Raw genomic sequence first — 23,117 nt, 5'->3', positions numbered from 1 at the left:
TGTTTCAACGCTTGATCAGCCCCTTGCCGCGATTGTAAAGGGTGTAGCCGAGCATGACTTTTCGCATGACGCCTGCAAGCCCTTTCTTGTTTTTCGGGCTTTGCTTGCGATTACGGCGTGCTTTCCATGCCGTGCCCAAGCTGATCATCGTCAACGCAACGCCTTTGTAGCGGGCGACCTTGAGCCAGGCTCGATCAAGGGGCTGGCTCGCTTCACGCCACTGCTGGCTTGCGTGAACGATATCCAGCCTGTCCTGCATGATCTGATGCTGGAGGGCTTCGCGTTGGCGTTCGAGTTCAAGAAGTTTCACGGCGTTGCTCCAGGTGATAGCGATCTTCACCCAAGTTCTGCAGCGTCGATTTCAGAAAGCTCGGTCGTTTGGCGATGGCTTTGACGCGCCAGGCAAACAAAAGCCCAAGTACGATCAAGACCCCCGATGAAACGCCGATGGCCATGAGTCGATGACTTTCCCAGAAGGCCACGATGATCAACAGCATCAACATGCCGATACCGAAAGCGATCAAAAGCATCGCGATTCCGGAAAGCAGCAGCATGACGACTAAACGAGCGCGCTCTTCCTCGAGTTCGATCACTAGAAGACGCAGGCGAGTTTCGCCTGCCCCGATGAGGGAGCTCAGCGCATTGCGCGCCGAGCCGTACAAACGTTCCAGGGGACCGTTTTGTTCTGCCATCAGCGCCGCCCGAGCAACAGACCGACGACAACACCTACACCCGCGGCGATACCGACGCTGGACCAGGGGTTTTCGTGAACGTAATGATCGGCGCAGTCGAATTTTTCCATCGCCTGCTCGCGTACCACTTCACCTTTCTGGCTCAGTCGCTCGCGGGCTTCGTTCAAACGAAGCTCGGCGCGTTCACGCAGTTTGGAGACATTTTCGCGGGAATCGTCCGCTGTGGCCTGCATCAGCTCTTCGACGGTCTGTGACAGCTGACGCAGATCGTCATAAAGCTGTTCCTTGCTGACTTCGTTGGATTTCGGATCGTTTGGATCGATCGGTTGCATGGCCATGTAATGTCCTCCGTTGACGTAAGGTTGCTCACCAAGCATAGCACCGACTTCTCAGTGTTCAATGTATCCAGGCATCCCGGCCTGATATGCGTTGAAACTGACGCCCAAGCCGATGCGCCGGCTGTAATGATCGTAGTCGATCAGACTTTCACCATAGCCTTCATAGGCTTGTACGAACCCACGAAGCTTCCCATAAAGCGGAAAGGAATAGTCGACCTGGTTGCCGTACTTGCCCGTGTTGGGGTTGCCCTTGGCAGTCCATGTGACTTCGTAGCCACTGTTGGTGTAGCCGATCATGGTTTCCGCGTGACCGATATAGTGTTCCAGATCCGGGTTGTCGTCGTGCCCGTCATCTTCGGGAATACGCCAGTGTGGTTCGACGCTCACCCACCAGTTGCCGCGTTGGAGCGTGGTGGAGAAATAAACCCGATTCCAGCTTCTTGAAAGCGGGGCGCTGCGGCCGTTGGACTGATGGGCAAAACCCACGCGGTTCAGCGTGTTGGTCCAGCCAAATAGCGTCCAGTTGTTGTCGAAACTTGCAAAGACCTCGGGTTCATAATTGGTCTCTCGAAACGGCGATGAGGCATCGTCGTTGTAGGCCTGCCACCAGGACTGTTGGGTGTAGCCGAAATAGAGATCACCATTGTCCTCGAAGATGTTATCGAGCACCTTGACCTTGAAGCTCAACTGGAACTTCGCTTCGGTGTTGTCAACCTCTTCACCATCGCCGATGTTGCGGAAATACTTCTGATTGGGTCGGAAATTGTAGGTCAGTGGCAGCAGGTAGTTGCGCTTGTAGACCGAGATTGCCAGCGGGTTGTCATTGGCGCTTCGCTGAAATTCACTGCGAAGACGGGTCGTCTCGTTTGGTGTCGCAGGCGATGAGGCGTGAATCGGCAGCGGAGCATGGTCGGTTGCCTGGGGCAGACCGGCTGAAAAGGCGTTGAAGCTGACACCAAGGCCGACTCGGCGAGTGTAGTGATCGTAGTCGATCAGGCTCTCGCCGTAGCCGTTGTAATAGGTTAGAAAGCCCCTGAGCTTGTCATAAAGCGGAAATGAGTAGTCGATCTGGTTGCCGTAATGGCCCTTGGACGGATTGCCCTTGAGCGACCAGGTCACTTCCTGGCCATTTTTTGCATAGCCAAGCATGACGTCGGCGTAACCGACGTAATTCTCGATATCGGGGTTATCGTCTTCATCGGCGCTTTCAGGCACGCGCCAGAACGGTTTGACGCTGAACCACCAGCTGCCACGCTGGAAAATGCTTTCAGCGTACAGTCGGTTCCAGCTTCTGGACAGGGGGTCGCTGCGGCCGTTGGATTGGTGCACTGCGCCCACACGGTTCAGGGTGTTGGTCCAGCCAAACAGGGTCAGACTGTTTTCGAAGTTGGCAAAGATTTCCGGCTCGTAATTGGTTTCGCGAAAGGGGGAAGAGGCGTCATTGTTGTAGGCCTGCCACCACGAGCGCTGGGTATAACCGAAATAAAGATCGCCGTTATGGTAGAGCATGTTATCCAGCAGCTTGATCTTGAAGCTGAGCTGAAACTCGACCTCGTTTCGGTCGATGCCGGCATCGCTATTGATGTTGCGGAAGCTGTCGGCATTGGGGTGGGTGTTGTAGGTCCACGGCAATAAATAGTTGCGACGATGAACCATGATGGCCAGCGGGTTTTTTTCCGCGTCGCTTTCAAGCGCCCGACGAACCTCGACTTCTTGCTTGACCTGGCCTTCCGGCGTGTCGGCTGCCGGCTGGGCCCATGTGGCGCCCGAGGCTGCAAGAAGCCCCAGCGACGAAACAGCGGCGGATCGAATATAAGAGGCCATGACACCTACCCTGAATAACAAGCAGGGGCCCTGCGCCCCTTAAATGATATGAACGCGCGCAGTATATCCAGTCGCGTGTTCAAGCTCTATGTCCTTCCAAGACTTCACCCTAGCTGTTAAGCCGGCGCTTGACGTTGCGCTCAAGCCGTGAGCAGTGTGTGACGTGCATCGGGACACCACTTTTATGGAGTCTCGGCGGCCAGTACTATAACGGCCTGTCTTTTCAGGTGAGTAGGGTGCTATGTCCTTGTGTCGTGCGATCATGATGATGACCGCCATTGTGGTGCTGGTTTTAAGCGGTACGCGTGCATCGCTTGCCGAGGCGGCGCAGGCGTTGCCCGAGCGCTCAACCGTCGAACAACAGCTTGAAAAGCTCACCGACAAGGCCTCACCCACGGCCGACGAACGTGAGCGCATCGAGCAGCTTCAGGCCACGCGGGATGACCTGCTTGCCTTGTCCGATATTAAGGACCAGTTCAACCAGATCGAACGGCGTGTCACGACCGCGGCCGAACGTGAACAGCGCTACCGACGAGCGCTCGATAGTCTGGGAGCGAACGATGTTGATCGCGACGGACTCGCCAGCAGGTCGCTTGATGAGTTGGCGCAGCGCGCCGAAAAGGCCGTCGATGAACTCAAGTCGCATCAGAGCACGCTTGCCGATATCAATCGCGCGCTCATCAATGCCCAGACACTGCCGGAACGGGCGCAGTCGACCATCAGTCAGGCGCAGGCCGAGCTTCAATCGATCGAGACCTCGCGGCAGGGCCGCTCGCGTGACGGCGAACAAGGCGCTGATGACCTCAAGCGTCAGGCGCAGCAGGTCCGTCAGGTGCTGCTTGAGACCCGAATTCGCTACAAGCGGTATCAGCTCGAACACAACACCCAGCTTCGAGACACGGCTCAGGCCCAGCGCGAGTTGCTTGCCCGGCAGATCGAGCAGCTCAACAACCGACTTCTGGTGTTGCAGTCCCTGATCAATCAGAAGCGGCGCGACCAGTCCGAGCAGGCCATCGTCGATGCCACTCGCACCGAGGGCGATGCCCGAATGGATTCGCCGATTATCGACGCCGCCCGCGCCCGCAACCGTGAACTCAGCCAGCAGCTTCTGACCACCACGGACCGGGTCAACACCCTGATACGTGAAAGCATCGAGGCCAGCACCGAGCTTGATCGGGTGCGACAGGTGCAACGCACGCTCAACGAACAGATCGAAGCCGTGCGCGGCAGTTTGCTTCTGTCGAAACTGCTGCGCCAGCAGCGCAATACGCTCGATGATGTCGATATCGAGCGCGGTCTCAATGAGGAAATCGGGCAGGTTCGTTTGAAGCAGTTCGATCTGGCGCAGACGCGCGATCAACTCTCGAATCTCGACACCTATCTGGCAGAACAGCTTAAAAAAGCCGACGCCACCAATACGCCTGCCGAACTCAAGCAAAGCCTTCGAGAGCTCTATCAGGCACGCCGGGATGTGGTCGACCAGCTCGACCGGGAATATGGCAACCTTCTGGGGCGTGCGATCGACCTGCAGCTCAGTCAGCAGCAGCTGATCGCGATTTCAAAATCGGTTCGCCAGACCATTCAGGAGCAACTGTTCTGGGCGGCTAATGGCCAGCCCTTGGGGCTTAACTGGCTGGCAGGGCTTCCAAGTGCCGTGTGGCAGGACGCTGTCGACCCGGAGTGGATGGACGCCATGAAAAGCCTTTGGCAGCGCCCCTCGGCCAACGCCTGGTTCATGGTTTTGCCGCTCGGGCTTGCACTGACCCTTGCGTTCTTCAGGCGTCGGATCAAGGCGCGGCTTCTTGTGCTTCACAATGAGGTCGGCCGCCTCAAGCGCGACAGTCAGCTCCACACTCCAAAAGCCATCTCGATGAACTGGGTGCTGTCCTCGACCGGGCCGCTGCTTATGGGCTCGCTCGGCGGCGGGCTTTTCTATGGCGGGCAAGGGCTTGCCCAGTCGCTCGGCGAGGCGTTTCTGCGTCTGGCGCTTGCCTGGGGCGTGTTCGGGCTGATGCGACGGCTCCTGGTTCGCGATGGCGTCGCCGAGCGTCACTTTCACTGGGCGCCCGGGTATGTGGCGCTGCTTCGTCGCTATCTTTTGTGGCTTGGTATCGCACTGGTGCCGGTGATTTTGATCACAACGCTTGCCGAGCGGGCCGAGAGCCTGCTTGCCGAGCACCCGCTGGCGCTCATCGTGCTGATTGGCGGGTTTATCGGCATGAGTGTGTACATGGCCCGAGTGGTGCTGGCGCATACGCCCTACATGGGGGTGCGGCTCTTTCGATTGCTTTTGGGGCTCTCGCTTGCCTGCGTGCCGCTGGCGCTGACGGTGCTGGTGTGTCTTGGCTATGAATACACTGCCCTGAGACTCTGCGGACGCTTTATCAATACGCTCTATATCTTTGCGCTGTGGATCGTGGTGGAGGCAAGCGTGGTGCGCGGGCTTGCCGTCGCGGCCCGGCGGCTTGCCTACCGCCGGGCGGTCGCTCGCCGACGGGCACAGGTGCAGGAAGGTGCCGAGGGTGGCGGGCTCGAGATGATCGAGGAGCCGCCGCTTGATATGGAGCAGGTCAACCAGCAGTCACTGAGACTTTCTAAGCTGATTCTGGTGCTGTCGTTCAGCGCCATTCTTTACGCCATCTGGGCTGATCTGCTGACGGTGCTGTCGTATCTGAATACGGTTACGGTCTGGACGATTCACCCAACCGATGCCGCCACCGGCACACCTACCGATATTTCGGTCGCGGATGTTCTGATCGCGTTGGCGACGGTCGGGCTGACGTCGGTCATGGCGCGTAACCTCCCAGGGCTTTTGGAAGTCATGGTGCTGTCACGGCTGTCGCTGAAGCCCGGTACCGCATACGCGGCGACCTCGCTGTTATCGTATGTCATCGTGGCGGGTGGCTTTGTGTACGCTCTCGGCTCGCTCGGAGTCTCCTGGAGCAAGCTCCAGTGGCTGGTAGCCGCGCTCGGGGTCGGGCTCGGCTTCGGGCTACAGGAGATCTTTGCCAACTTCATTTCGGGGTTGATCATTCTGTTCGAACGCCCGATCCGCATCGGTGACACCATTACACTTGGTGAGCTTCATGGCGTGGTCAGCCGGATTCGCATCCGCGCGACTACGGTCACGGATTTCGACCGCAAGGAAATCATCATCCCGAACAAGACGTTCGTCACTGACCGGCTGATCAACTGGTCGCTGTCGGACAACATCACCCGGGTGGTGCTGAAGTTCGGTGTGTCGCACGGGGCTGATCTCGATCAGGTGCATCGGCTATTGATGACGGCCTGTACCGACAACCCGCGTGTACTGAAAGACCCGGAGCCGCTGGTGTTCTGCATGGCCTACGGTGTCAACGCCTTCGATTTCGAGGTGCGCGTACACGTGAGTGACCTGGGCGATCGGCTGCCGGTGACCGACGAACTCAACCGCACCGTGGACCGCACCTTCCGCGAGGCCGGCATTCGGATCGCATTTCAGCAGATGGATGTCTGGCTTCATAGTCGGGATGGTCAGGCACGCTGCGTCGATTCAAAAGGCGCCGACGACGGCGCGCCGGCATCAACGTGATGGAGGTCTGCAAAGCGCTCGATGCGCTCAGAGGCGTCGAGCGTACAGCAGAAATTCCCGATTGCCGTCGCCGCCGGTGATCGGGCTGTCGATCCAGAGCTCAGGTGAAAGGCCGTGGGTCTGACAGCACGTTAGAACGCGGGCGCGTACGTCGTCGTAGGCATCGAGTGATCGGACCAGTCCCTTGGTATTGATGGCCTCGGGGGAGAGCTCGAACTGGGGTTTGACCAGCGACAGCAGCGGCGTGCCCGGACGCATCAGCGCCGCGAGGGCCGGCAGGATCAGCGTCTGGGAGATAAAGGAGACGTCCATCACCACCGCGTCAGGCCCGTTCGGCGTGTACGCTGACAGCGTCGCCTGAGTCAGCGTGCGCGCATTGATGCCCTCGAGACAGGTCACCCGCGGGTCCGATTTGAGCGGCTCGACCAGTTGATCGTGGCCGACCTCGACGCCAATGACGCTGGCGGCGCCATGATTCAGGGCGCAGTCGGTAAAACCACCGGTCGACTGTCCCACGTCGAGCACCACCAACCCCTTGAGTGAAACGCCACTTTGCGCCAGCAATGCGTCGAGCTTCAGCCCGGCGCGTGAGACGAAACGCTCCTCCGGGTCTGTCTCGATGTAAAAGACAGTGGTGTCTGCCAGCTTTTCGCTGACCTTGGTCACGGCTACCCAGGCGCCCTGGTGCTCGATGAACACCCGGTGATTGCGAATCAGGCGCTGCGCTCGGGTTCGTGAACGCGCAAGCCCCTGAACGACCAGTAACTGATCGGCTCGAATCAGACCCATCGATACACCCTCATCGACACATTTCCCTTGATCGAAAAACGGCCAAGCATGCCGTGTTCTAGCGCCGTTGTCACGGCGGGGGCGGGCCGTTTGGCGCAACGGTAGTCGAGGGGGCGGCATTGAACGCGCTGCGCCACCGGCTGACCACGCTGTCGCGTTTCATCGGGTCGATCAGTGTCATCAGCCCCGGGCTCAGGCGGATGGGACGAAGGTGTGGGTGGGTTCGAAGCAGCCGCTCAGCGGTGCCAGCCTGATCGAGCGCGGGATGCAGAGCACCGATCAACCCATCGGCTGCGATGCGCGCCTGGGCCGGCCGGGACGTGACGTAGCGCAAAAACGCCCGGGCCATGTCCGGAGACGGCGCGTTACGGGGAATGAACGCGAGCCGCTTGACCACCAGAGCATAGTCGCTCGGAATCACGACCCGAAGTCTTGGGTCCTGCCGTGCGGCCAGACGGGCATAGGAGCCGATCAGGTTGTAGCCGAGCACGAAGCGGCCTTCGCTCAAGCCATCGAGCATGGCCTGCGTCGAGGCGGTGCGGTGAGCATGCACCTGGCCGAGTGCCTTGACCAGCGACCAGTAGCGCGGCGATTGGCGGGCATCCTGCACCGCGAAGGTAAAGCCGGTATCGCTGATGGCCGGGCCATAGGTGACGACCTTGCCGTCAAGCGTTGCGGCGTGTGCGTTCAGGTAATCGAGCAGGCTCTGATGGCTCACCGGAGGTGTGCCCTTGGGAAGAAGATCGGTGCGCAGGACCATCACGATCGGCTCGAAGCTGAGTGCGACCAGTTCATTGCGCCAGCGGGCCTCCTTTGGCCAATTGGGGTCGATCGCGTCACCAAGTGACTGAGCGTGGCCGTTGTTGGCAAGCAGGTATTGGGCGGCCATGGCCGAGGAAAGCACCAGATCGGCGCTTTGTTGACGCTCAGGGTCGGCCAGGTAGGTCGTGAACAGCGCCTCGGTCGTGCGGTTGCGATAGTGAACCGCCACGTGGGGGTGTGTGCTTTGAAAGGCCTTGAGTACCGGCTCGATGAGCCTTGGATCGATGGCGCCATCGATCACGAGCCGCTGCTGCGGCGTGCTCGGCGCGTTAAGCACGATGTCCGCGGCGTAGGCGCGCGGGCCGATCAAGCTGCACGCCAGTAGAAACAGTGCGCCGGCGCGCCAAAAACGGCTAGTCAGTCTCATGAGCGACCTCATTGAACGCGAACGTGAGCGTGATGCGAAGGCCCTGGTGCTGTTCGGGGCGGTCGAAGTCGAGGGTGGCCTTGTGCGCGCGTGCGATGCCGCTGACGATCGCAAGCCCCAGGCCGCTTCCCGGATAGGCGCTGGTGCCGCGCTGAAAGGGTCGCGTGAGGTCATCGCTCAGGCTGTGGTCGATGCCTGGGCCGTTATCCTCGACCCAAAGCCTTGGCGGCGCATCGAGCGTGCCGACGGTAATGTGGGTGGCGCCTACGTGAAGGGCGTTATCGAGCAGGTTGGCCAGGGCTTCAGCCAGAGCCCACTCGCTGCCGACAATCTGCGGTGACGGTGAGCACAGGGCGAGTCCAAGGTCGATGCGCCGAACTTCGGGGCGTGCGAACGCGCCCGAGACCGCGGTCTGGGCGCAGGCATTCAGTGCGAGCGTGGTCGCATCCTCAAGGGCGTCGGGATGGTTGAGTCGGGTGTAGGAGAGAAGCTGGCTGGCAAGCCGCGCAGCCTGGCGGCTACTGTCGTGAAGGCGTTCGAGCGCTTCGCGCCATTTGGCCGGATCGGTTTCTCGAAGGGCAAGCTCTGCATGCGCGCTCAACCCTGACAGTGGCGTTCGCAGTTGATGAGAGGCGTCGCCGATGAAGCGCTGTTGTTCGGCGTGCATCGCGCGAAGGCGCGCGAGCAGCTCATTGAGGGCGCCGGTCAGCTCCTTGAGCTCTCGCGTCGGCGGCGGCGTCAATGGCGCCAGATCCTCGCTCGACCGGCGCCTGAGTGCGTAGCGGAGTTGTCTGAGCGGGTGAAGGGCACGCCGAACGATGACCACGATGGAGACCGATGCCAGAACCAAAAGGCCCAAAATACGAAGGGCCGAGCCCTGAAAAAGTTCCTGGGTCAAGGCGCGCCTCGCCTCCAGAGTGTGTGCAACCCGCAGATCGAACCGCGGTGGGGTGGTCCAGCCACTGGGAATGACGGTGCGCTGGCCGAGCCGAATGGTCATGCCATTCCAGGCGATCGTGTCGGCCTTGAAGGCGTCATCCGAGTGATTTGGCGGGGCAGGCAGGTGGGCGTTGCCGCTGACGAGGGTGCCGTCCGGGCCGATCAACGAATAGAACACACGCTCGTCACCGCTTGGTGCCAGGGTATCGAGTGCGGACGCCGGCACATCAAACCAGAGTCGGTCCGTTTGCCAGCGAAGCTGTTCGGCCATGGCGCGGGTGGCGGCATCGAGCAGGCGATCGAGGTTTTCATTGGCGGTGCGCTCGGCGCTTTCATAGGCCGTGGCCAGTAGGGCAATGCCCCCGATCAACAAGGGAATCAGCAGCCCAAGCGTGACGCGCTGAAACAGACTTGGCGCAGGGATCATGGCGTATCCAGCAAATAGCCGAACCCGCGTACGGTCTTCAAAAGAAGCGCATCACCGGGCAGGCGCTTTCGAAGCCTGTGCAGGTACACATCGAGGGCGCCGTCCTTGAGCGTTTCGTCGTCGCCAAAGGCCTCGCGTATAAGCGTGGCCCGGTCGATGACGCTGCCATGGTGACGCATCAGGCAGGCAAGAAGCCGCTGTTCGCGTGGGGGAAGATTCAGCGGCGCCTCATCGAGGGTGAAGGTATGGCTGGCGGTGTCGAGTCGAAGCGGGCCAAGCGTGATATGTGGGGCAAGAGTGCCTCGACGACGCAGCAGCGCCCGTACCCGTGCGTCGAACTCATCGATGGCGAACGGCTTGGTCATGTAGTCGTCGGCGCCGAGATCGAGCCCGCGCACTCGGTCGGTGACTTCGGCGCGAGCGGTCAGGATCAGCACGGGCGTGTGGGCGTCCAGCGCTCTGAACCGTTCGAGAATCTCGAGACCGCTGGCGCCAGGCAGGTTGAGGTCGAGCACGAGCAATTCCCACCGGGCAGCGGCCGCGTCTTCGATACACGCCAGAGCGGCGTTGCCATCGGCGAGATGGTCGACCTCACGGCCTTCACCGGTCAGAAGCGTGGTGAGCGTCTGTGCAAGCAGCGCATCGTCTTCGATCAACAGCAAAGCCATGGGGTCATCCTTTATCGCTTGTCTGAACCATTCACCTGCTCGTGCCCGGCGTGAAGGCCGTTATGATGGCGCATCCTGTCCTCGACTGCATCCCACCTTGGTTTGTACTTGAGCTCGGGGTCGTGCGCTGATATAGTGCCGCCCGCAGTCGACGCAGGAACACACGCGTCGAATTATGGTGGCCCCTTTTGGTCCTCCCGCAACGTGAAATCGCGAACCCCGCCAGGCCCGGAAGGGAGCAACGGTAGCGATGGAGTCGTGTGCCGGGATGTGGCTGATCGGGGCCGCCTCCATTTCTGCCCCTGCCTTTTGCCGTATTGGCCGATCCCGCTTTGTTCTCGGGGTCTCACCCGATAGAATACGTCGTCATCGACGGCGCTGAACCGGCGTCTTATTTCCATGCGTCCTTGACTGGCGTTTCGCGACTACAACGAGTGTGACATGAGCTATCAGGTACTGGCCCGCAAGTGGCGGCCGCGCACCTTTCATGAACTGGTCGGTCAGGACCACGTCTCGCGCGCGCTGATCAATGCGCTTGATCAGGGGCGACTTCATCACGCGTATCTGTTCACCGGCACCCGCGGTGTCGGCAAGACCACGCTTGCCAGAATCCTCGCCAAATGCCTCAACTGCGAGCAGGGCGTGTCCTCCTCACCGTGCGGCCAGTGCCCGACCTGCCGTGACATCGACGAGGGCCGTTTCGTCGATTTGATCGAGGTCGATGCGGCCTCGCGCACCAAGGTCGAAGACACTCGCGAGCTCCTGGACAACGTTCAGTACGCGCCGACGCAAGGGCGTTACAAGGTGTACCTGGTGGATGAGGTGCACATGCTCTCCACCCACAGTTTCAATGCCCTGCTCAAGACGCTCGAGGAGCCGCCGCCCCACGTCAAGTTTCTGCTGGCCACTACCGACCCGCAGAAACTGCCGGTTACGGTGCTGTCGCGCTGCCTGCAATTCGCGCTCAAGCACATGCCGCCCGAGAAGGTCGTCTCGCACCTGACCCACGTTCTGACCCGGGAAGAGGTCGACTTCGATGAGCGTGCGCTGTGGCTTCTGGGGCGGGCGGCCAATGGCTCGATGCGCGACGCGCTGTCGCTGACCGACCAGGCCGTGGCGTTCGGTCAGGGCGCCGTGCGCGGCGATGATGTGGCGTCCATGCTCGGAACACTTGATCATCATCACGTCATGGCGCTGTCTGAATCGCTTGCATCGATGGACGCCCGCGCGCTTCTGGCAACGGTTGCCGAGCTTGCCGAACAGGGCCCGGATTTCAGCGGCGTGCTCGATGAGCTGGTGGGCCTGTTTCACCGGTTGGCCATCGCTCAGATGGTGCCGGACGCGCTCGATAACGCGCACGGTGACCGAGACGCCGTCAAGGCGCTTGCTCGCCGTTTCACCGCCGAAGACGTACAGCTCTATTATCAAATGGCCCTTCAAGGGCGCGCCGACATGGCCCAGGCGCCGGACCCGCGCGCCGCGCTTGAGATGACGCTCTTGCGCATGCTGGCATTTCGTCCGCAGGGCGTGCCGAAGCCGCCGGAAACGCCGCTGCCGATCACGCCATCGTCGGCCCCGGAGGTCGATGCGCCTCAGGCGGGGCCGGCGACTCTCGAGCCTGCCCCGGCGGCCAATGAATCCGCCGATGACGTCGCCTCACCCCAGCCGGCGCCGCCAGCCGAGCCCGAGCCGCCAGCCCGGCAATCGAGCGAGCCTTACCCCGAGCGGCCAATGGCTACGGAGACGACGCCAGCGCCGCCAGAGGCGTTCTCGAATGAGCAGGCCTCTCCCGCGCAGGACGCACCGCCGCCCTGGAGTGACGAGGCGCTGGCGGCCTACGCAGATTTTGAGGCGCCGGCCTCGACGCAGGCGCAGGAAACGCCTCGCCGCGAGCATCCAGACGCGCCTCCTCCGGCCGAGCCCGAACGTCAGAGCGTGCCAGGACACGAACACACGGCAGAGGCGCCTGATGCGGCGACGCCCCTCGCGCCCACATCAGACGACGCCTCGATGGCTTGCGATGGGAGTCGCCCAACGCCTGATGGCGCCGAGGTCGCCTGCGGGGCCATGACCCACGCGCAGTGGCTGGCGCTGTTCCCCCGGCTCGAGCTTCGAGGCCTTACGGCGAGCCTGATGGCGCACTGCGCGCTCAAGCGCGATGACGGTACGCGACTGGTACTGGCGCTCGAGCCGTCGCAAAGCGCGATGCTTTCAGACGTTCATCAGGGCCGGCTCGAACAGGCGCTCGAGGCCATCGGTTGGCCGCGGCAGACGCAGTTCGAGGTTGAGTCGGTGCCGGAGCACATCGAGACCCCCAAGCGTCAGCGTGACCGATTGATGGCAGAACGTCAGGCTCGTGCAGTTGATGCGTTGACGCATGATCCCCATATTCAATCATTGACGCAGGCATTCGATGCCCATCTGATCGAGACCAGTGTGGTTTCGTTCGAACCCGATGTTTGAGCACGCGCGTGCTCACAAGTGACGAGGATAGAGACATGTTTAAGAACGGCATGGGCGGTCTGATGAAGCAGGCCCAGGAAATGCAGGAAAAAATGCAGCAGGCCCAGGAAGAAGTGGCCAAGCTTGAAGTGCATGGCGAATCCGGTGCCGGCATGGTCAAGGTCACCATGAACGGGCGTCACGACGTGACCAAGATCGATCTCGATCCCTCCGTCATGAGCGAAGAGAAGGAGTTTCTCGAAGACCTGCTGGCCGCCGCCGTCAACGACGCGGTTCGCAAGGTCGAGGCGACCTCCAAGGAGCGCATGTCCGAAGTGACCGAGGGCATGAACCTTCCCCCCGGCTTCAAGATGCCGTTCTAATGGCGTTCTCGCCCCTTGTCGATCAACTGCTCGACGCGCTGCGCGTTCTGCCAGGCGTCGGGCCGAAGACCGCACAGCGCATGGCGATGCAGGTGCTCGAGCGTGACCGGGAAGGCGGTGCTCAGCTTGCCCGCATCCTTGCGCGCGCCGTCGAGGAAGTCGGTTACTGCGCACGTTGTCGCACACTGACCGAGCAGACGTTTTGCGAGCTGTGTGAAAGCCCCCGCCGAGACGATCAGCTTCTGTGCATCGTCGAATCGCCCGCCGATATGCTGGCGATCGAAGAGGCGGGTGGATACCGGGGCCGTTATTTCGTGCTCCATGGCCATCTTTCCCCACTCGATGGTATCGGTCCTGATGATCTGGGTCTTGATGATCTCGACACCTTGATCAAGGACGCTGCCATCGATGAAGTGATTCTTGCCACCAACCCGACCGTCGAGGGTGAGGCCACGGCCCACTATCTGGCGCAGCAGCTCAAGCCGCGTGGCATTCGTCTGTCTCGGCTTGCCTATGGCGTACCGATGGGCGGTGAACTCGAATACGTCGACGGTGGCACCTTGAGCCGCGCATTCATGGGACGACAGCCTTTCAATGAGTAATAACCTCCCCGCCGTACCGAACGGCATCTGGATCGATGCGCCCGAGGCGCTCGATGAGGCCTGTCGTGTCCTGAGCGATCTGGACGTACTGGCGCTCGATACCGAATTTCTGCGTGAAACCACGTTTCACCCAAAGCCTGCGCTCCTGCAGCTGGGTAATGCCTCCCAAGTGTATCTGATCGACATGATCGCACTGGATACACCGACCGAGGCCCTGAAGGAATTGCTAGGCCCGACCGGCCCCCTCAAGCTCCTGCACGCCTGCGCAGAAGATCTGGAGGTGCTGCGCAACTGGCTGGGCTCGGTGCCGCAGCCGATCGCGGACACTCAGCTTGCCGAGGCGTTTGTCGCCGGTGAGCCGGCGCTGAGCTATCAGCGACTGGTCGAGCGGTACCTGGATATCCATGTGCCAAAGGAGGCCACCCGGTCTGACTGGACGCTGCGGCCGTTGTCTGAGGTGCAGTGCGCCTATGCAAGCGCCGATGTGGCCTATCTGTCGCCGATCTGGATGGTGCAGCGCAAGGCGCTCGACGACCGCGGTTTGCTCGAGTGGTTCGAGCAGGAGTGCCAGCGCCAGATCGATAAGGCCACGCGGGAGGAGGGCGATGAAGATCGTCATCTGCGTCATCGTCAGATCTGGCGGCTGAACCCGCGGCAGTTCGAGGCGTACCGCCTGCTGTGTCAGTGGCGTGAAGCCGAGGTTCGCGCCCGGGACGTGCCAAGAAAGCGTCTGGCCACGGATGCGCTGTTGTTTGAGCTGGCAACGCACTTGCCGAAAAACCGCTTTGAACTGGCCGCCATCGAGGGCATGCATCCGCCGGTGGTCAAGAAGGAGGGCGACGCGCTGCTTGCAACGCTCAAGGACGTAGCCGCCTTGAGCGAGTCTGAGCTGCCAACACCGCCGCCATCCCCGCTTGGCGCCGAATTCAAGCAGGTGTTCAAGTCGCTCAAGCAGCTCGTGAATCAGAAGGCCGAGGCTCATGGCCTGCCTTCGGAGCTTGTTGCCAACCGACGCGATCTGGAGACCTGGACTGCGGCGGTCATGTCGGGTGCGCCGATCATGTTCGCGACTGAATGGCGCCGGGCGCTTCTGGCAACCTCCATTCTCGATATTGCCGCCGCGTTTGAACGGAGCACCTCATGAACGAGCCTTTCTTGTGTGATGTGTATAAAAGCCCCCGCCGGGATGAGATGTATCTCTACGTTCGCAGAGGCGATGATCTAAAGGAGCTTCCCGAGGCGCTGGCCGAGCATTTCGGGACGCCGGTGTTCGTGATGCCGCTTCTGATGACGCGGACCAAGACGCTTGCGCGCACCACAGGCGCCAAGGTACTCGACGCGATCATGAGTCAGGGGTTTTATCTTCAGATGCCGCCGGCCAAGGAGCCCGGGATGCTTGATCTGTACCGGACACCGACCGAAGGGCGCTACTGAGAATGAGGCCGCGTTTCTGGGAGCGTTTTGCGCTCGAGGAACTCTCCGATGAGGAGTGGGAAGCCTTGTGTGACGGGTGTGGCCAGTGCTGCCTGCTCAAGCTCGAGGACGACGAGGACGTGGCCGTGCTCGATGTGGCCTGCCACCTGCTTGATGATGCGACCTGCCAGTGCAGCGACTATTCGAATCGGTTCGAGCGAGTGCCGGGCTGCACGCAGCTGACGCGCGATCGCATCGAGCAGTTCAAGTGGTTGCCGAAAAGCTGCGCCTATCGGCGGCTCTCTGAAGGGCGTCGATTGGCTGGCTGGCATCCGTTGATCAGCGGCAACCGCGAGCGCATGCATAAAAAGGGCATCAGCGTTCGCGGCCGTGTGGTGTCGGAGACGGCGGTCAACGAGCAGGACTACGAAGAGCACATCATCGAAATCCTGCCCAAGACGCCAGCCAGCCTTTAACCGCTTAGCCGGCCGATGCCTCTGTCTCGCCGTGGCGGGCAGTCAGGCCCATGGCCCAAAGCAGAAACGCATCCTGCTGTGCTCCATCTCTCCAGGCGCTGAAGCGTCCCGATGCGCCGCCATGACCGGCGCTCATGTCGGTTTTCAGAAGTACCGGGCCACGTCGGTTTTCCATCGCATCGAGCCGGGCGTAAAGCTTGGCCGGCTCCCAATAGGGCACGCGGGCATCGAACCAGCTGCCCTGCAGGAAAACCGGCGGGTAGGGAAGGTCCGACAGGTTATCCAGCGGCGAGTACGCCTCGATGCGCTCGCGAACGCCGGGCTCTTCCGGGTTGCCCCATTCGGTGTATTCAGCGGTGGTTAGCGGGAGCGCGGGATTTTCCATCGTTCGAAGAACATCGACGAAGGGCACATCCAGCACGGCGGCGCAAAAGGCGTCCGGCTCGAGATTGAGGCTTGCACCGACCAATAGCCCTCCGGCGCTGGCGCCATAGGCGGCGATGCGGGCTGGGTCGCTGATGCCGTGCTCGACCAGCGCGTGTCGCGCGGCCAGAAAATCGTGGAAGCTGTTTTGCTTGTGCTCGAGCTTGCCGGCCAGATACCACGGCTCACCGCGATCACCGCCCCCGCGCACGTGCGCGACTGCAAAGACGACGCCACGCTCGAGCAGTTCGAGCCGGGCGACCGAAAACCAGGGGTCGAGCACTTCGCCATAGGCGCCGTAGCCGTAGAGCAGGGTCGGCATCGGCGCCTGGCCGCGCTGGGATTTACACATTACAACGGATACCGGAATGCGTTCGCCGTCATGGCCATTGGCCCAGATGCGCTCGCAGTGCAGGTCGTCGCTGGTGAGCGAGCCGTGAATGCGCTGCTGCTTGAGCAGTGTCCGGGCGTTGCTGTCGAGCTCGAGCGACACCCAGCGCGGCGGAATGACGAACGACTCCTCGCGAAGCCTTAGGGTGCGCGTGTCGAAATGAGGCGCGTCGCCAAGGCTTTGATGACAGAGCGGCTCGGGCGCGGCCAGCAGTGTATCGCGGGTCGGGGTGTGGTCGTCTGCAAGTTCGAGTACGCGAAGTCGCTGCAAGGCTTCGTCGTGATCACGCTCGGTCAGCACCATGCCCCACTCGAAGCAATCCACGCCCTCGAGGGTGACTTCCAGGCGGTGATCGATCCAGGGCGACCAGTGATCGGGTGTGTGCTCCGGCGCGCGCTTTAATTGAAAGTGCGGGCCGTCTTCGTTGGTTAGAATGTAGAACTGACCCGGGCGATGGTCGATGCCGTACTCGATGCCATCGCGGCGCGCCATGACGCAGCGAGGCGCAGTGTGTGGCGCGTGTGCGGGGATCACGTGGCATTCCGAGGTGCTTTTCGACGCGGTTTCGATCACAAGCCAGGCTTTTGAGCGCGTCTTGCCGAAGCCGACCCAGAACTCGGGATCAACTTCCTCGAACACCTGCACGGTCTCACCGGTGTCGCGGTCGATGGCGTGAACGACGGCCGGGCGCTGAGTGTCATCGAACGTGCTGTAAAAAAGCGTGCGATCGTCTTCGGCCCACATCACATCCGGCCCGATGTCGGTCGCGAGCACCCGCTCCTGGCCGCTTTGCGTATCCCGCACATGGAGGTCGTAGAATTCGTTGCCCTGGGTATCCAGCGTCCAGGCCAGAAAGCGCTCGGACGGTGATACGGCAAGATCACCCAGTTCAATGAACGGGTTGTCCCGTGCCATTGCTGGTAGGTCGAGCAGACAGGTCTTGGCGTTGGCGTCGCCGATGGGGTGGCGCCACCAGGTCGGGTAGTCGGCGTCGGCCGCGGTCTCACTCCAGTACACATGGTGATCAAGCGGTGAGGGGATGCCGCTTACCGCGAGCTCTCGGCGTGCAAGGTGACCCTGATACAGACGCTCCACGGTGTGCTCGAGCGGGGTGAACCAGGCGTCGGTGCGCTGATTGGCGCCATCGAGAAAGGCGCGTACCTGCGCGTCGTCGCGATCTTCCAGCCAGTGCCAGCTGGGATCATCGGCGCGAAAAAAGTGCGTAAGGTCGGAACGAGTCGCGGACTGTGCTTTCATAAAAGGTCGTGTAACATGCATCGTGTAGGGCAATTAAGGCGACCATAGCACAGAGTTGTCGGGCCTTGCGCGTCACACTGCTCATACGCGAGTGCCAGAATTTGGCGCTCAACGCGTTTTTCGTTTGCATCGAGGTTGGTTGTGCTCATTTCAGACTCTCTTCCCCTGTTGTGGCTGACGTACGTCGGTCTCTCTCTTGTCATTCTCGTGACGGGCTATTTCGCGATCGGGTTCCTGCCGCGTCTGCCGCGATGGGTCACGGTCGGCCTGGTGGCCGGTGTCTTACTGATGCCGATGACGTTTTCCGTACCGGGGCCTGAAGACAAGCTCGGCTATTCCGGTTGGGCGCCAGCCCTGGTGGTGTTTGCGGTGGGTGTCCTGCAGGGCGATGGCGGCGATGTGGCCGGCAGCGCCATGATGCTGATCATTGGCATGGTGATCGGTGTGGTGCTGGCCTGGCTCTTGGCGGCCCGGTGTCGCCGTGAGGACGACGACCACGACGATGACCGCGCTGCTCGGCCCGCCAAAAAGCGTGCGACCGAGCGCGAAGAACCCACGCTTCGCTAGTGCGGCCGCTGAACGACATCGGCCTGGATTCATCAAGGAGATCGACTATGCGCGCTCGAGTGATCGGTAGGGCGGTGGCCTGTGCGGTCGTCTGGCTCTGGTGTGCGGCCGCAAGCGCCGCACCGACCGTTCAGCTGATAGCTGACGTGTCCGGCAGCATGAAAAGCAATGACCCGGCCAACCTGCGTGCCACCGGCATCGGGCTCTGGGGGACGCTTCTGCCCAAGGACACGCAGGCTGGACTCTGGACCTTTGGAAGCCAGGTCGATAACCCGGTGCCGCTGGACAAGGTCGATGGCGCCTGGCGGCAATCGGTTGAGGCCGCGCTTCCTCGGTTGAGCGCCTATCAGCAGTTCACCGACATCGAGTCGGCGCTTACGAAGGCCCTGGCCGCAGTGCCCGACACCGATGAACCCGCGCACGTCATCCTGCTGACCGATGGCATGGTCGACCTGCCTGGTGCCAGCGGCCAGGCCAAGACCCGGAAAGACGCCGAGTCACGTTCGCGTCTGCTTGAAAACGTCATCGAGGATTACCGGCAACGGGGCGTGGCAATCGACACCATCGCGCTGTCCGGCGGGGCCGATACCGAGCTCCTGTCGACGCTGTCGCGCCAGACCGGCGGTCTTTCTTCGGTGGCGGAAACCCCGGCCACGCTCATGCGCTCGTTTCTGGATGCAATGACGCAGGTCACGCCGTTTCAGCGCGTGCCGCTTGGCAGCGACCAACGCTTTTTCCTCGATGATCAGGTCAACGGCATGACTGCGCTGGTGTTTCGTGACGATTCCACATCGTCGCCGCTGTCGTTGATCGGCCCGGATGGGCAACGCATGACAGCGCGCGCGCCCGGTCGCAGCGACTGGCGTCATGAGGCGCGTTTCGATCTGATCACGCTCGACCGGCCAACGCCTGGGGAGTGGCGACTCGACGGCTCCGTCGGGCCGGGCAGTCGCATTTTGATCGACTCGCCGGTCAAGCTGGCGCTTGAAAGCGGTGAGCCCACGCTTTATCAGTTCTTTCCGCGTGACATTACGGCGCGCCTGACCGACAACGATGCGCCGGCCACGCCGGAATCGCTTGGTGTGACGCCGCTGTCGATGCGCGCAACGCTTGTTGGCTCTGACGGGCGTACGTTGAGTGATACGCCGCTGACGCCCTCTGATGACGGTGCGGTCTACTCAGGGCGGCTGAGCGCTGAAACGCTTGGCAATGCGCAACTTCGAGTGCAGGCGCAAGGTGAGGGCATGACGCGGCTGCGTGTGGCTCAGGTTAACGTGGCGCCGCCGCTGGAGCCGTCCCTTGACGCTTCGCGCGGGGTGATCACGGTCGAGGCCCGTGCGCCAAAGCTCAATCACGACAATACCCGCATTTCGGCAACGCTTTTGGGGCAATCCCTTGACGTCACGACCGCTGCCGCACGGACCTGGCAAGTGCGCCTGCCCGATGAGCTGCCGAGCCAATCGGTGCCGGTCGAGCTCAAGGCAACGATTGATCTGCCGATGCTTTCGCGCACCATCGATCTGCCCTCGGTGACCCTGAACGAGCAGGCCCGCGTCGCACTTTCTGGGGCCGGTGAGCGCGCAGCACTCAAGGGGCAGTCCATGGAGGACGCGCAAGCGTCGGAGCAGGACGCCGAAGCGCCGTCCGCGCTCGAGAATCTCTGGAGCAAGGCGCAGGCCGCATGGCCCGAGGTGGTTGCGTGGGCCGAACGTCAGCCCGAGTGGGCCCGGTGGGCCGCCCTTGGCGTTGGTGTGCTGGTGGTACTTTTGCTTGTGCTCGGTGGGCGGCGCAGGCCCGAGCCGCGCCGCCGTGAACCTCACCTGGGCGAGGATGACAATGACCCGCGCCTATGAGGCGTCGTCATCGAACATGCCGTCGAACATCGGTCCGGACAGGTAGCGCTCACCGCTGTCCGGCAGGATGACCGCGATGGTCTTGTCCTTGTAGGCCGGATCTTCTGCAAGCCTCAGCGCGGCCACCATGGCCGCGCCGCAGGAGACGCCGCAAAGAATCCCTTCCTCTTGCATGATGCGCCGCGCCATGGCCATCGCTTCTTCGCTTTCCACCGTCTCGACCTGATCGACCAACGACACATCCAGATTCTGGGGAATGAAGTTGGCTCCGATGCCCTGAATCTTGTGTGAGGCTGGGGTAATCGGCTGTTCGTTCATGTGTTGGGTGATGATCGGTGATTCCGACGGCTCGACTGCCACGCTGTGCAGCGCCTGGCCTCGCTCACGTTCGAAATAGAGCGAAATGCCGGTCAGGGTGCCGCCGGTACCAACGCCGGCCACCAGTACGTCGAGCTTGCCGTCGAGCGCATCAAACAGCTCCGGCCCCGTGGTCTTGACGTGAATGGCCGGGTTGGCCGGGTTATTGAACTGCTGCGGCATGTAGTAGCGCTCGGGGTCGCCGTCTCTTAGTTCCTGCGCCTTGTCGACCGCGCCCTGCATGCCTTTCGGCGGCTCGGTCAGCACAAGGGTGGCGCCCAGCGCCTTCAGAACCTTGCGACGCTCGAGGCTCATGGATGCCGGCATGGTCAGCGTGACCGGGTAGCCCTTGGCCGCCCCCACGAACGCAAGCGCAATGCCGGTGTTGCCTGACGTCGGCTCGATGATTTCCATGCCGGGCTTGAGCGCGCCAGAGGCTTCGGCGTCCCAGATCATGTTGGCCCCGATGCGGCATTTGACCGACATGGCCGGGTTTCGCGCCTCGATCTTGGCGTAAAGGCGCGGGTGAGAGGTCAAGCGGTTGATCTTGACCAGCGGGGTCTGTCCGATGGTCTGGGCATTGTCTTCAAAGACGGCACTCATGACGTTCTCCTGATGAATGAATCGCACACGCAAGCCTAATGCCGGCGCGTGTCGATTGCCATGGCGTGTGCGTGCATGGCTCAAGAAGAGCGTTGAGTGTGAGCATCTCGACAAAGGTCGTACCCGAGCCTACCGTAGCTCGTTGTTTCTTGGCCGATAGTGCTAGCATTGAAGGTGTTTTGATGTATGACGTCTCCCGCGTCAAGGACAGCCCGATTCAACCATTTCAGCACAAGGATTCTCGCCATGACCCAACAGACCACCGTGTTGCAGGGCGAACCTCTGGAACACTTCGAGCGGTATGACTCCGTGCTGGATGTAATCGATGAAGCCTGTACCACCTATCGTGATCGCGTCGCCTTTTCCTGCATGGATCAGACGATGCGCTTTCATGAGCTGGATGAGCGGGCCGACCGCTTTGCGGCCTGGCTGACCCAAAAGAGTGGACTGGTGCCGGGGGACCGATTTGCGATCATTTTGCCCAATCTACTGCAGTACCCGGTGGCGGTGTTCGGGGCGCTTCGCGCGGGGCTTGTCGTGGTCAACACCAACCCGCTTTATACGCCGGAAGAGATGGCGCATCAGCTGAAGGATTCAGGCGCCAAGGGTGTGCTGGTGTTTTCGCACATGGCTGACCGGCTCGAAAAGGCGCTGCCCAAGACCGACGTCACCTGCGTCATGACAACAGACGTGGCGGATCTTCACGACGCGCCCAAACGCTGGGTATTGAATCTGGGTGCGCGCCACTTGAAGAAGCTGGTGCCACGTTATCACCTGCCTAACGCCGTGCGCTTTCGAACGGTCATGGCCTTTAACGGTCGGGCGACGCGTCACGCGCCGGCCAAGGACGATATGGCGGTGCTTCAATACACCGGCGGCACCACCGGTCAGCCCAAGGGCGCGATGCTGACCCACGCCAACCTGATCGCCAACATGCTCCAGACCGGCCAGATCCTCAAAAGCGCGATTCAGCGCGGTCAGGAGGTCGTGATCGCGCCGCTGCCGGTCTATCACATCTACACCTTTACGGTGAACTGCATGTTCTGCTGCTGGACGGGCAATCACAGCGTATTGATCCCCAACCCGCGGGACATGGACGGCTTCATCAAGACGCTTAAAAAGACCGACTTCACCATATTCATCGGGCTCAATACGCTCTTCGCGGGGCTGCTCAAACAGTCCGGGTTTCAAGCGCTCGATTTCTCGCACCTGAAGCTGACGATTTCCGGCGGCATGGCGCTCTCGAAAGAGACCGCCAAGCGCTGGAAGGGGCTGACCGGCTGTGATGTGCTGGAAGGGTATGGCATGACCGAGACGTCGCCGGTGGTGTGCGTCAATCCGCCCGACAATGTCCAGCTCGGCACGATCGGCGTGCCGGTGGCCGGCACCTCGCTTCAGGTAGTCGATGAGCATGACGTCGCCCAGCCGCTTGGTGCGCCCGGGGAGCTCTGCGTCAAGGGGCCTCAGGTCATGCGGGGGTACTGGCATAACGACGCAGCCAGCGAAAAGGCCTTTCTGGACGGCTCGTGGGTACGCACCGGCGATATGGCGGAACTCAATGAAAACGGCACCGTGCGCATTGTTGATCGCAAGAAGGACATGGTGATCGTCTCCGGCTTCAACGTGTACCCGACCGAGGTCGAGGAAGTACTGATGACGCACCCGAGTGTTTCCGAGGCTGCAGTGGTGGGGGTGCCACATGAGGAAAGCGGCGAGCTCTTGAAGGCGTTCGTGGTGGCAAGCGATCAATCGCTTGACCAGGATACGCTTCGAGCGTGGTGCAAGGAGCACCTGACCAGCTACAAGGTGCCTCGCCAGATCGAGTTTCGAACCGAATTGCCCAAGAGCAACGTCGGCAAGGTGCTTCGTCGGGAGCTTCGCGACGAGGCCGCGTGAGACAGGCGCCTGAGGTG

At 61.6% G+C, this 23,117-nt stretch carries 20 protein-coding genes and 1 other RNA gene; 11 read left to right on the top strand and 10 right to left on the bottom strand.

Annotated elements, in window-relative coordinates; all coding sequences use genetic code 11:
- Positions 1-4 precede the first annotated feature (4 nt).
- Genes NAT49_RS09710 through NAT49_RS09695 form a run of 4 tightly spaced genes read right to left on the bottom strand, consistent with a single transcriptional unit; the run spans position 5 to position 2,854 of the window.
- On the bottom strand, positions 5-310 hold the full coding sequence (locus NAT49_RS09710) for a YqjK family protein (protein ID WP_251593649.1): 306 nt from the start codon (positions 308-310) through the stop codon (positions 5-7).
- Complete coding sequence (locus NAT49_RS09705; protein WP_251593647.1) at positions 297-692, bottom strand: phage holin family protein; 396 nt, start codon at positions 690-692, stop codon at positions 297-299. The genes NAT49_RS09710 and NAT49_RS09705 overlap by 14 nt, the downstream gene beginning before the upstream one ends.
- Positions 692-1,030: an ElaB/YgaM/YqjD family protein gene (locus tag NAT49_RS09700; protein WP_251593645.1), complete on the bottom strand. Its 339-nt coding sequence runs from the start codon at positions 1,028-1,030 to the stop codon at positions 692-694. The genes NAT49_RS09705 and NAT49_RS09700 overlap by 1 nt, the downstream gene beginning before the upstream one ends.
- Before the next feature lie 51 nt (positions 1,031-1,081).
- On the bottom strand, positions 1,082-2,854 hold the full coding sequence (locus NAT49_RS09695) for a phospholipase A (RefSeq protein WP_251593643.1): 1,773 nt from the start codon (positions 2,852-2,854) through the stop codon (positions 1,082-1,084).
- Positions 2,855-3,095: 241 nt separating this feature from the next.
- On the opposite strand from NAT49_RS09695, the gene mscK reads away from it, so the two are divergent.
- Entirely contained in the window at positions 3,096-6,425 is a 3,330-nt protein-coding gene (gene mscK, locus NAT49_RS09690; RefSeq protein ID WP_251593641.1) for a mechanosensitive channel MscK, read from the top strand.
- A gap of 27 nt (positions 6,426-6,452) precedes the next feature.
- Here mscK and NAT49_RS09685 read toward each other — a convergent pair whose 3' ends face one another.
- From NAT49_RS09685 to NAT49_RS09670, 4 genes are all read right to left on the bottom strand, one after another.
- Positions 6,453-7,214: a TlyA family RNA methyltransferase gene (locus NAT49_RS09685; protein ID WP_309619158.1), complete on the bottom strand. Its 762-nt coding sequence runs from the start codon at positions 7,212-7,214 to the stop codon at positions 6,453-6,455.
- Positions 7,215-7,284: 70 nt separating this feature from the next.
- Positions 7,285-8,403 (bottom strand): ABC transporter substrate-binding protein, encoded by a 1,119-nt coding sequence (locus tag NAT49_RS09680; protein ID WP_251593640.1) that lies wholly within the window; start codon positions 8,401-8,403, stop codon positions 7,285-7,287.
- Positions 8,390-9,769, bottom strand: a complete 1,380-nt coding sequence (locus NAT49_RS09675; RefSeq protein WP_251593639.1) for a sensor histidine kinase — start codon at positions 9,767-9,769, stop codon at positions 8,390-8,392. Before NAT49_RS09675 ends, NAT49_RS09680 begins: the two co-directional genes overlap by 14 nt.
- Positions 9,766-10,437 (bottom strand): response regulator transcription factor, encoded by a 672-nt coding sequence (locus NAT49_RS09670; RefSeq protein ID WP_251593638.1) that lies wholly within the window; start codon positions 10,435-10,437, stop codon positions 9,766-9,768. Before NAT49_RS09670 ends, NAT49_RS09675 begins: the two co-directional genes overlap by 4 nt.
- A gap of 186 nt (positions 10,438-10,623) precedes the next feature.
- Here NAT49_RS09670 and ffs point away from each other — a divergent pair.
- The 7 genes from ffs to NAT49_RS09635 all read left to right on the top strand — a co-directional run bounded on the left by ffs (position 10,624) and on the right by NAT49_RS09635 (position 15,753).
- Positions 10,624-10,720: signal recognition particle sRNA small type (gene ffs, locus NAT49_RS09665), an RNA gene on the top strand.
- A gap of 158 nt (positions 10,721-10,878) precedes the next feature.
- Positions 10,879-12,900: a DNA polymerase III subunit gamma/tau gene (gene dnaX / locus NAT49_RS09660; RefSeq protein ID WP_251593637.1), complete on the top strand. Its 2,022-nt coding sequence runs from the start codon at positions 10,879-10,881 to the stop codon at positions 12,898-12,900.
- Positions 12,901-12,935: 35 nt separating this feature from the next.
- Positions 12,936-13,262 carry a YbaB/EbfC family nucleoid-associated protein gene (locus tag NAT49_RS09655; protein WP_251593636.1) on the top strand — a complete coding sequence of 109 codons (327 nt, stop codon included), beginning with the start codon at positions 12,936-12,938 and terminating at the stop codon, positions 13,260-13,262.
- Complete coding sequence (gene recR / locus NAT49_RS09650; RefSeq protein ID WP_251593633.1) at positions 13,262-13,864, top strand: recombination mediator RecR; 603 nt, start codon at positions 13,262-13,264, stop codon at positions 13,862-13,864. Before NAT49_RS09655 ends, recR begins: the two co-directional genes overlap by 1 nt.
- On the top strand, positions 13,857-15,008 hold the full coding sequence (gene rnd, locus NAT49_RS09645; protein ID WP_251593625.1) for a ribonuclease D: 1,152 nt from the start codon (positions 13,857-13,859) through the stop codon (positions 15,006-15,008). The genes recR and rnd overlap by 8 nt, the downstream gene beginning before the upstream one ends.
- Entirely contained in the window at positions 15,005-15,298 is a 294-nt protein-coding gene (locus NAT49_RS09640; RefSeq protein ID WP_251593623.1) for a YcgL domain-containing protein, read from the top strand. Before rnd ends, NAT49_RS09640 begins: the two co-directional genes overlap by 4 nt.
- Before the next feature lie 2 nt (positions 15,299-15,300).
- A complete protein-coding gene (locus NAT49_RS09635) occupies positions 15,301-15,753 on the top strand; it encodes a YcgN family cysteine cluster protein (RefSeq protein ID WP_251593621.1) in 453 nt (150 codons plus the stop codon).
- Between the two features lie 4 nt (positions 15,754-15,757).
- On the opposite strand, the gene NAT49_RS09630 is transcribed toward NAT49_RS09635, so the two are convergent.
- Positions 15,758-17,824 (bottom strand): S9 family peptidase, encoded by a 2,067-nt coding sequence (locus NAT49_RS09630; protein ID WP_251593620.1) that lies wholly within the window; start codon positions 17,822-17,824, stop codon positions 15,758-15,760.
- A 141-nt stretch (positions 17,825-17,965) separates the two neighbouring features.
- Between NAT49_RS09630 and NAT49_RS09625 the strand changes: the two genes are divergently transcribed.
- Together NAT49_RS09625 and NAT49_RS09620 are read left to right on the top strand one after the other, a co-directional pair.
- Positions 17,966-18,391: a hypothetical protein gene (locus tag NAT49_RS09625; RefSeq protein WP_251593618.1), complete on the top strand. Its 426-nt coding sequence runs from the start codon at positions 17,966-17,968 to the stop codon at positions 18,389-18,391.
- Between the two features lie 47 nt (positions 18,392-18,438).
- Complete coding sequence (locus NAT49_RS09620; protein ID WP_251593616.1) at positions 18,439-20,244, top strand: VWA domain-containing protein; 1,806 nt, start codon at positions 18,439-18,441, stop codon at positions 20,242-20,244.
- Here NAT49_RS09620 and cysK read toward each other — a convergent pair.
- A complete protein-coding gene (cysK, locus tag NAT49_RS09615; protein WP_251593614.1) occupies positions 20,239-21,204 on the bottom strand; it encodes a cysteine synthase A in 966 nt (321 codons plus the stop codon). The genes NAT49_RS09620 and cysK overlap by 6 nt on opposite strands.
- Before the next feature lie 246 nt (positions 21,205-21,450).
- On the opposite strand from cysK, the gene NAT49_RS09610 reads away from it, so the two are divergent.
- Positions 21,451-23,100, top strand: coding sequence for an AMP-binding protein (locus NAT49_RS09610; RefSeq protein ID WP_251593612.1), 1,650 nt, complete (start codon positions 21,451-21,453; stop codon positions 23,098-23,100).
- Positions 23,101-23,117: the final 17 nt, after the last annotated feature.

It is taken from the genome of Larsenimonas suaedae (assembly GCF_023712105.1).
Taxonomy (GTDB): domain Bacteria; phylum Pseudomonadota; class Gammaproteobacteria; order Pseudomonadales; family Halomonadaceae; genus Larsenimonas; species Larsenimonas suaedae.
The sequence above is the reverse complement of the archived record's forward strand: the minus strand, read 5'-3'. Positions and strand labels throughout refer to the sequence as shown.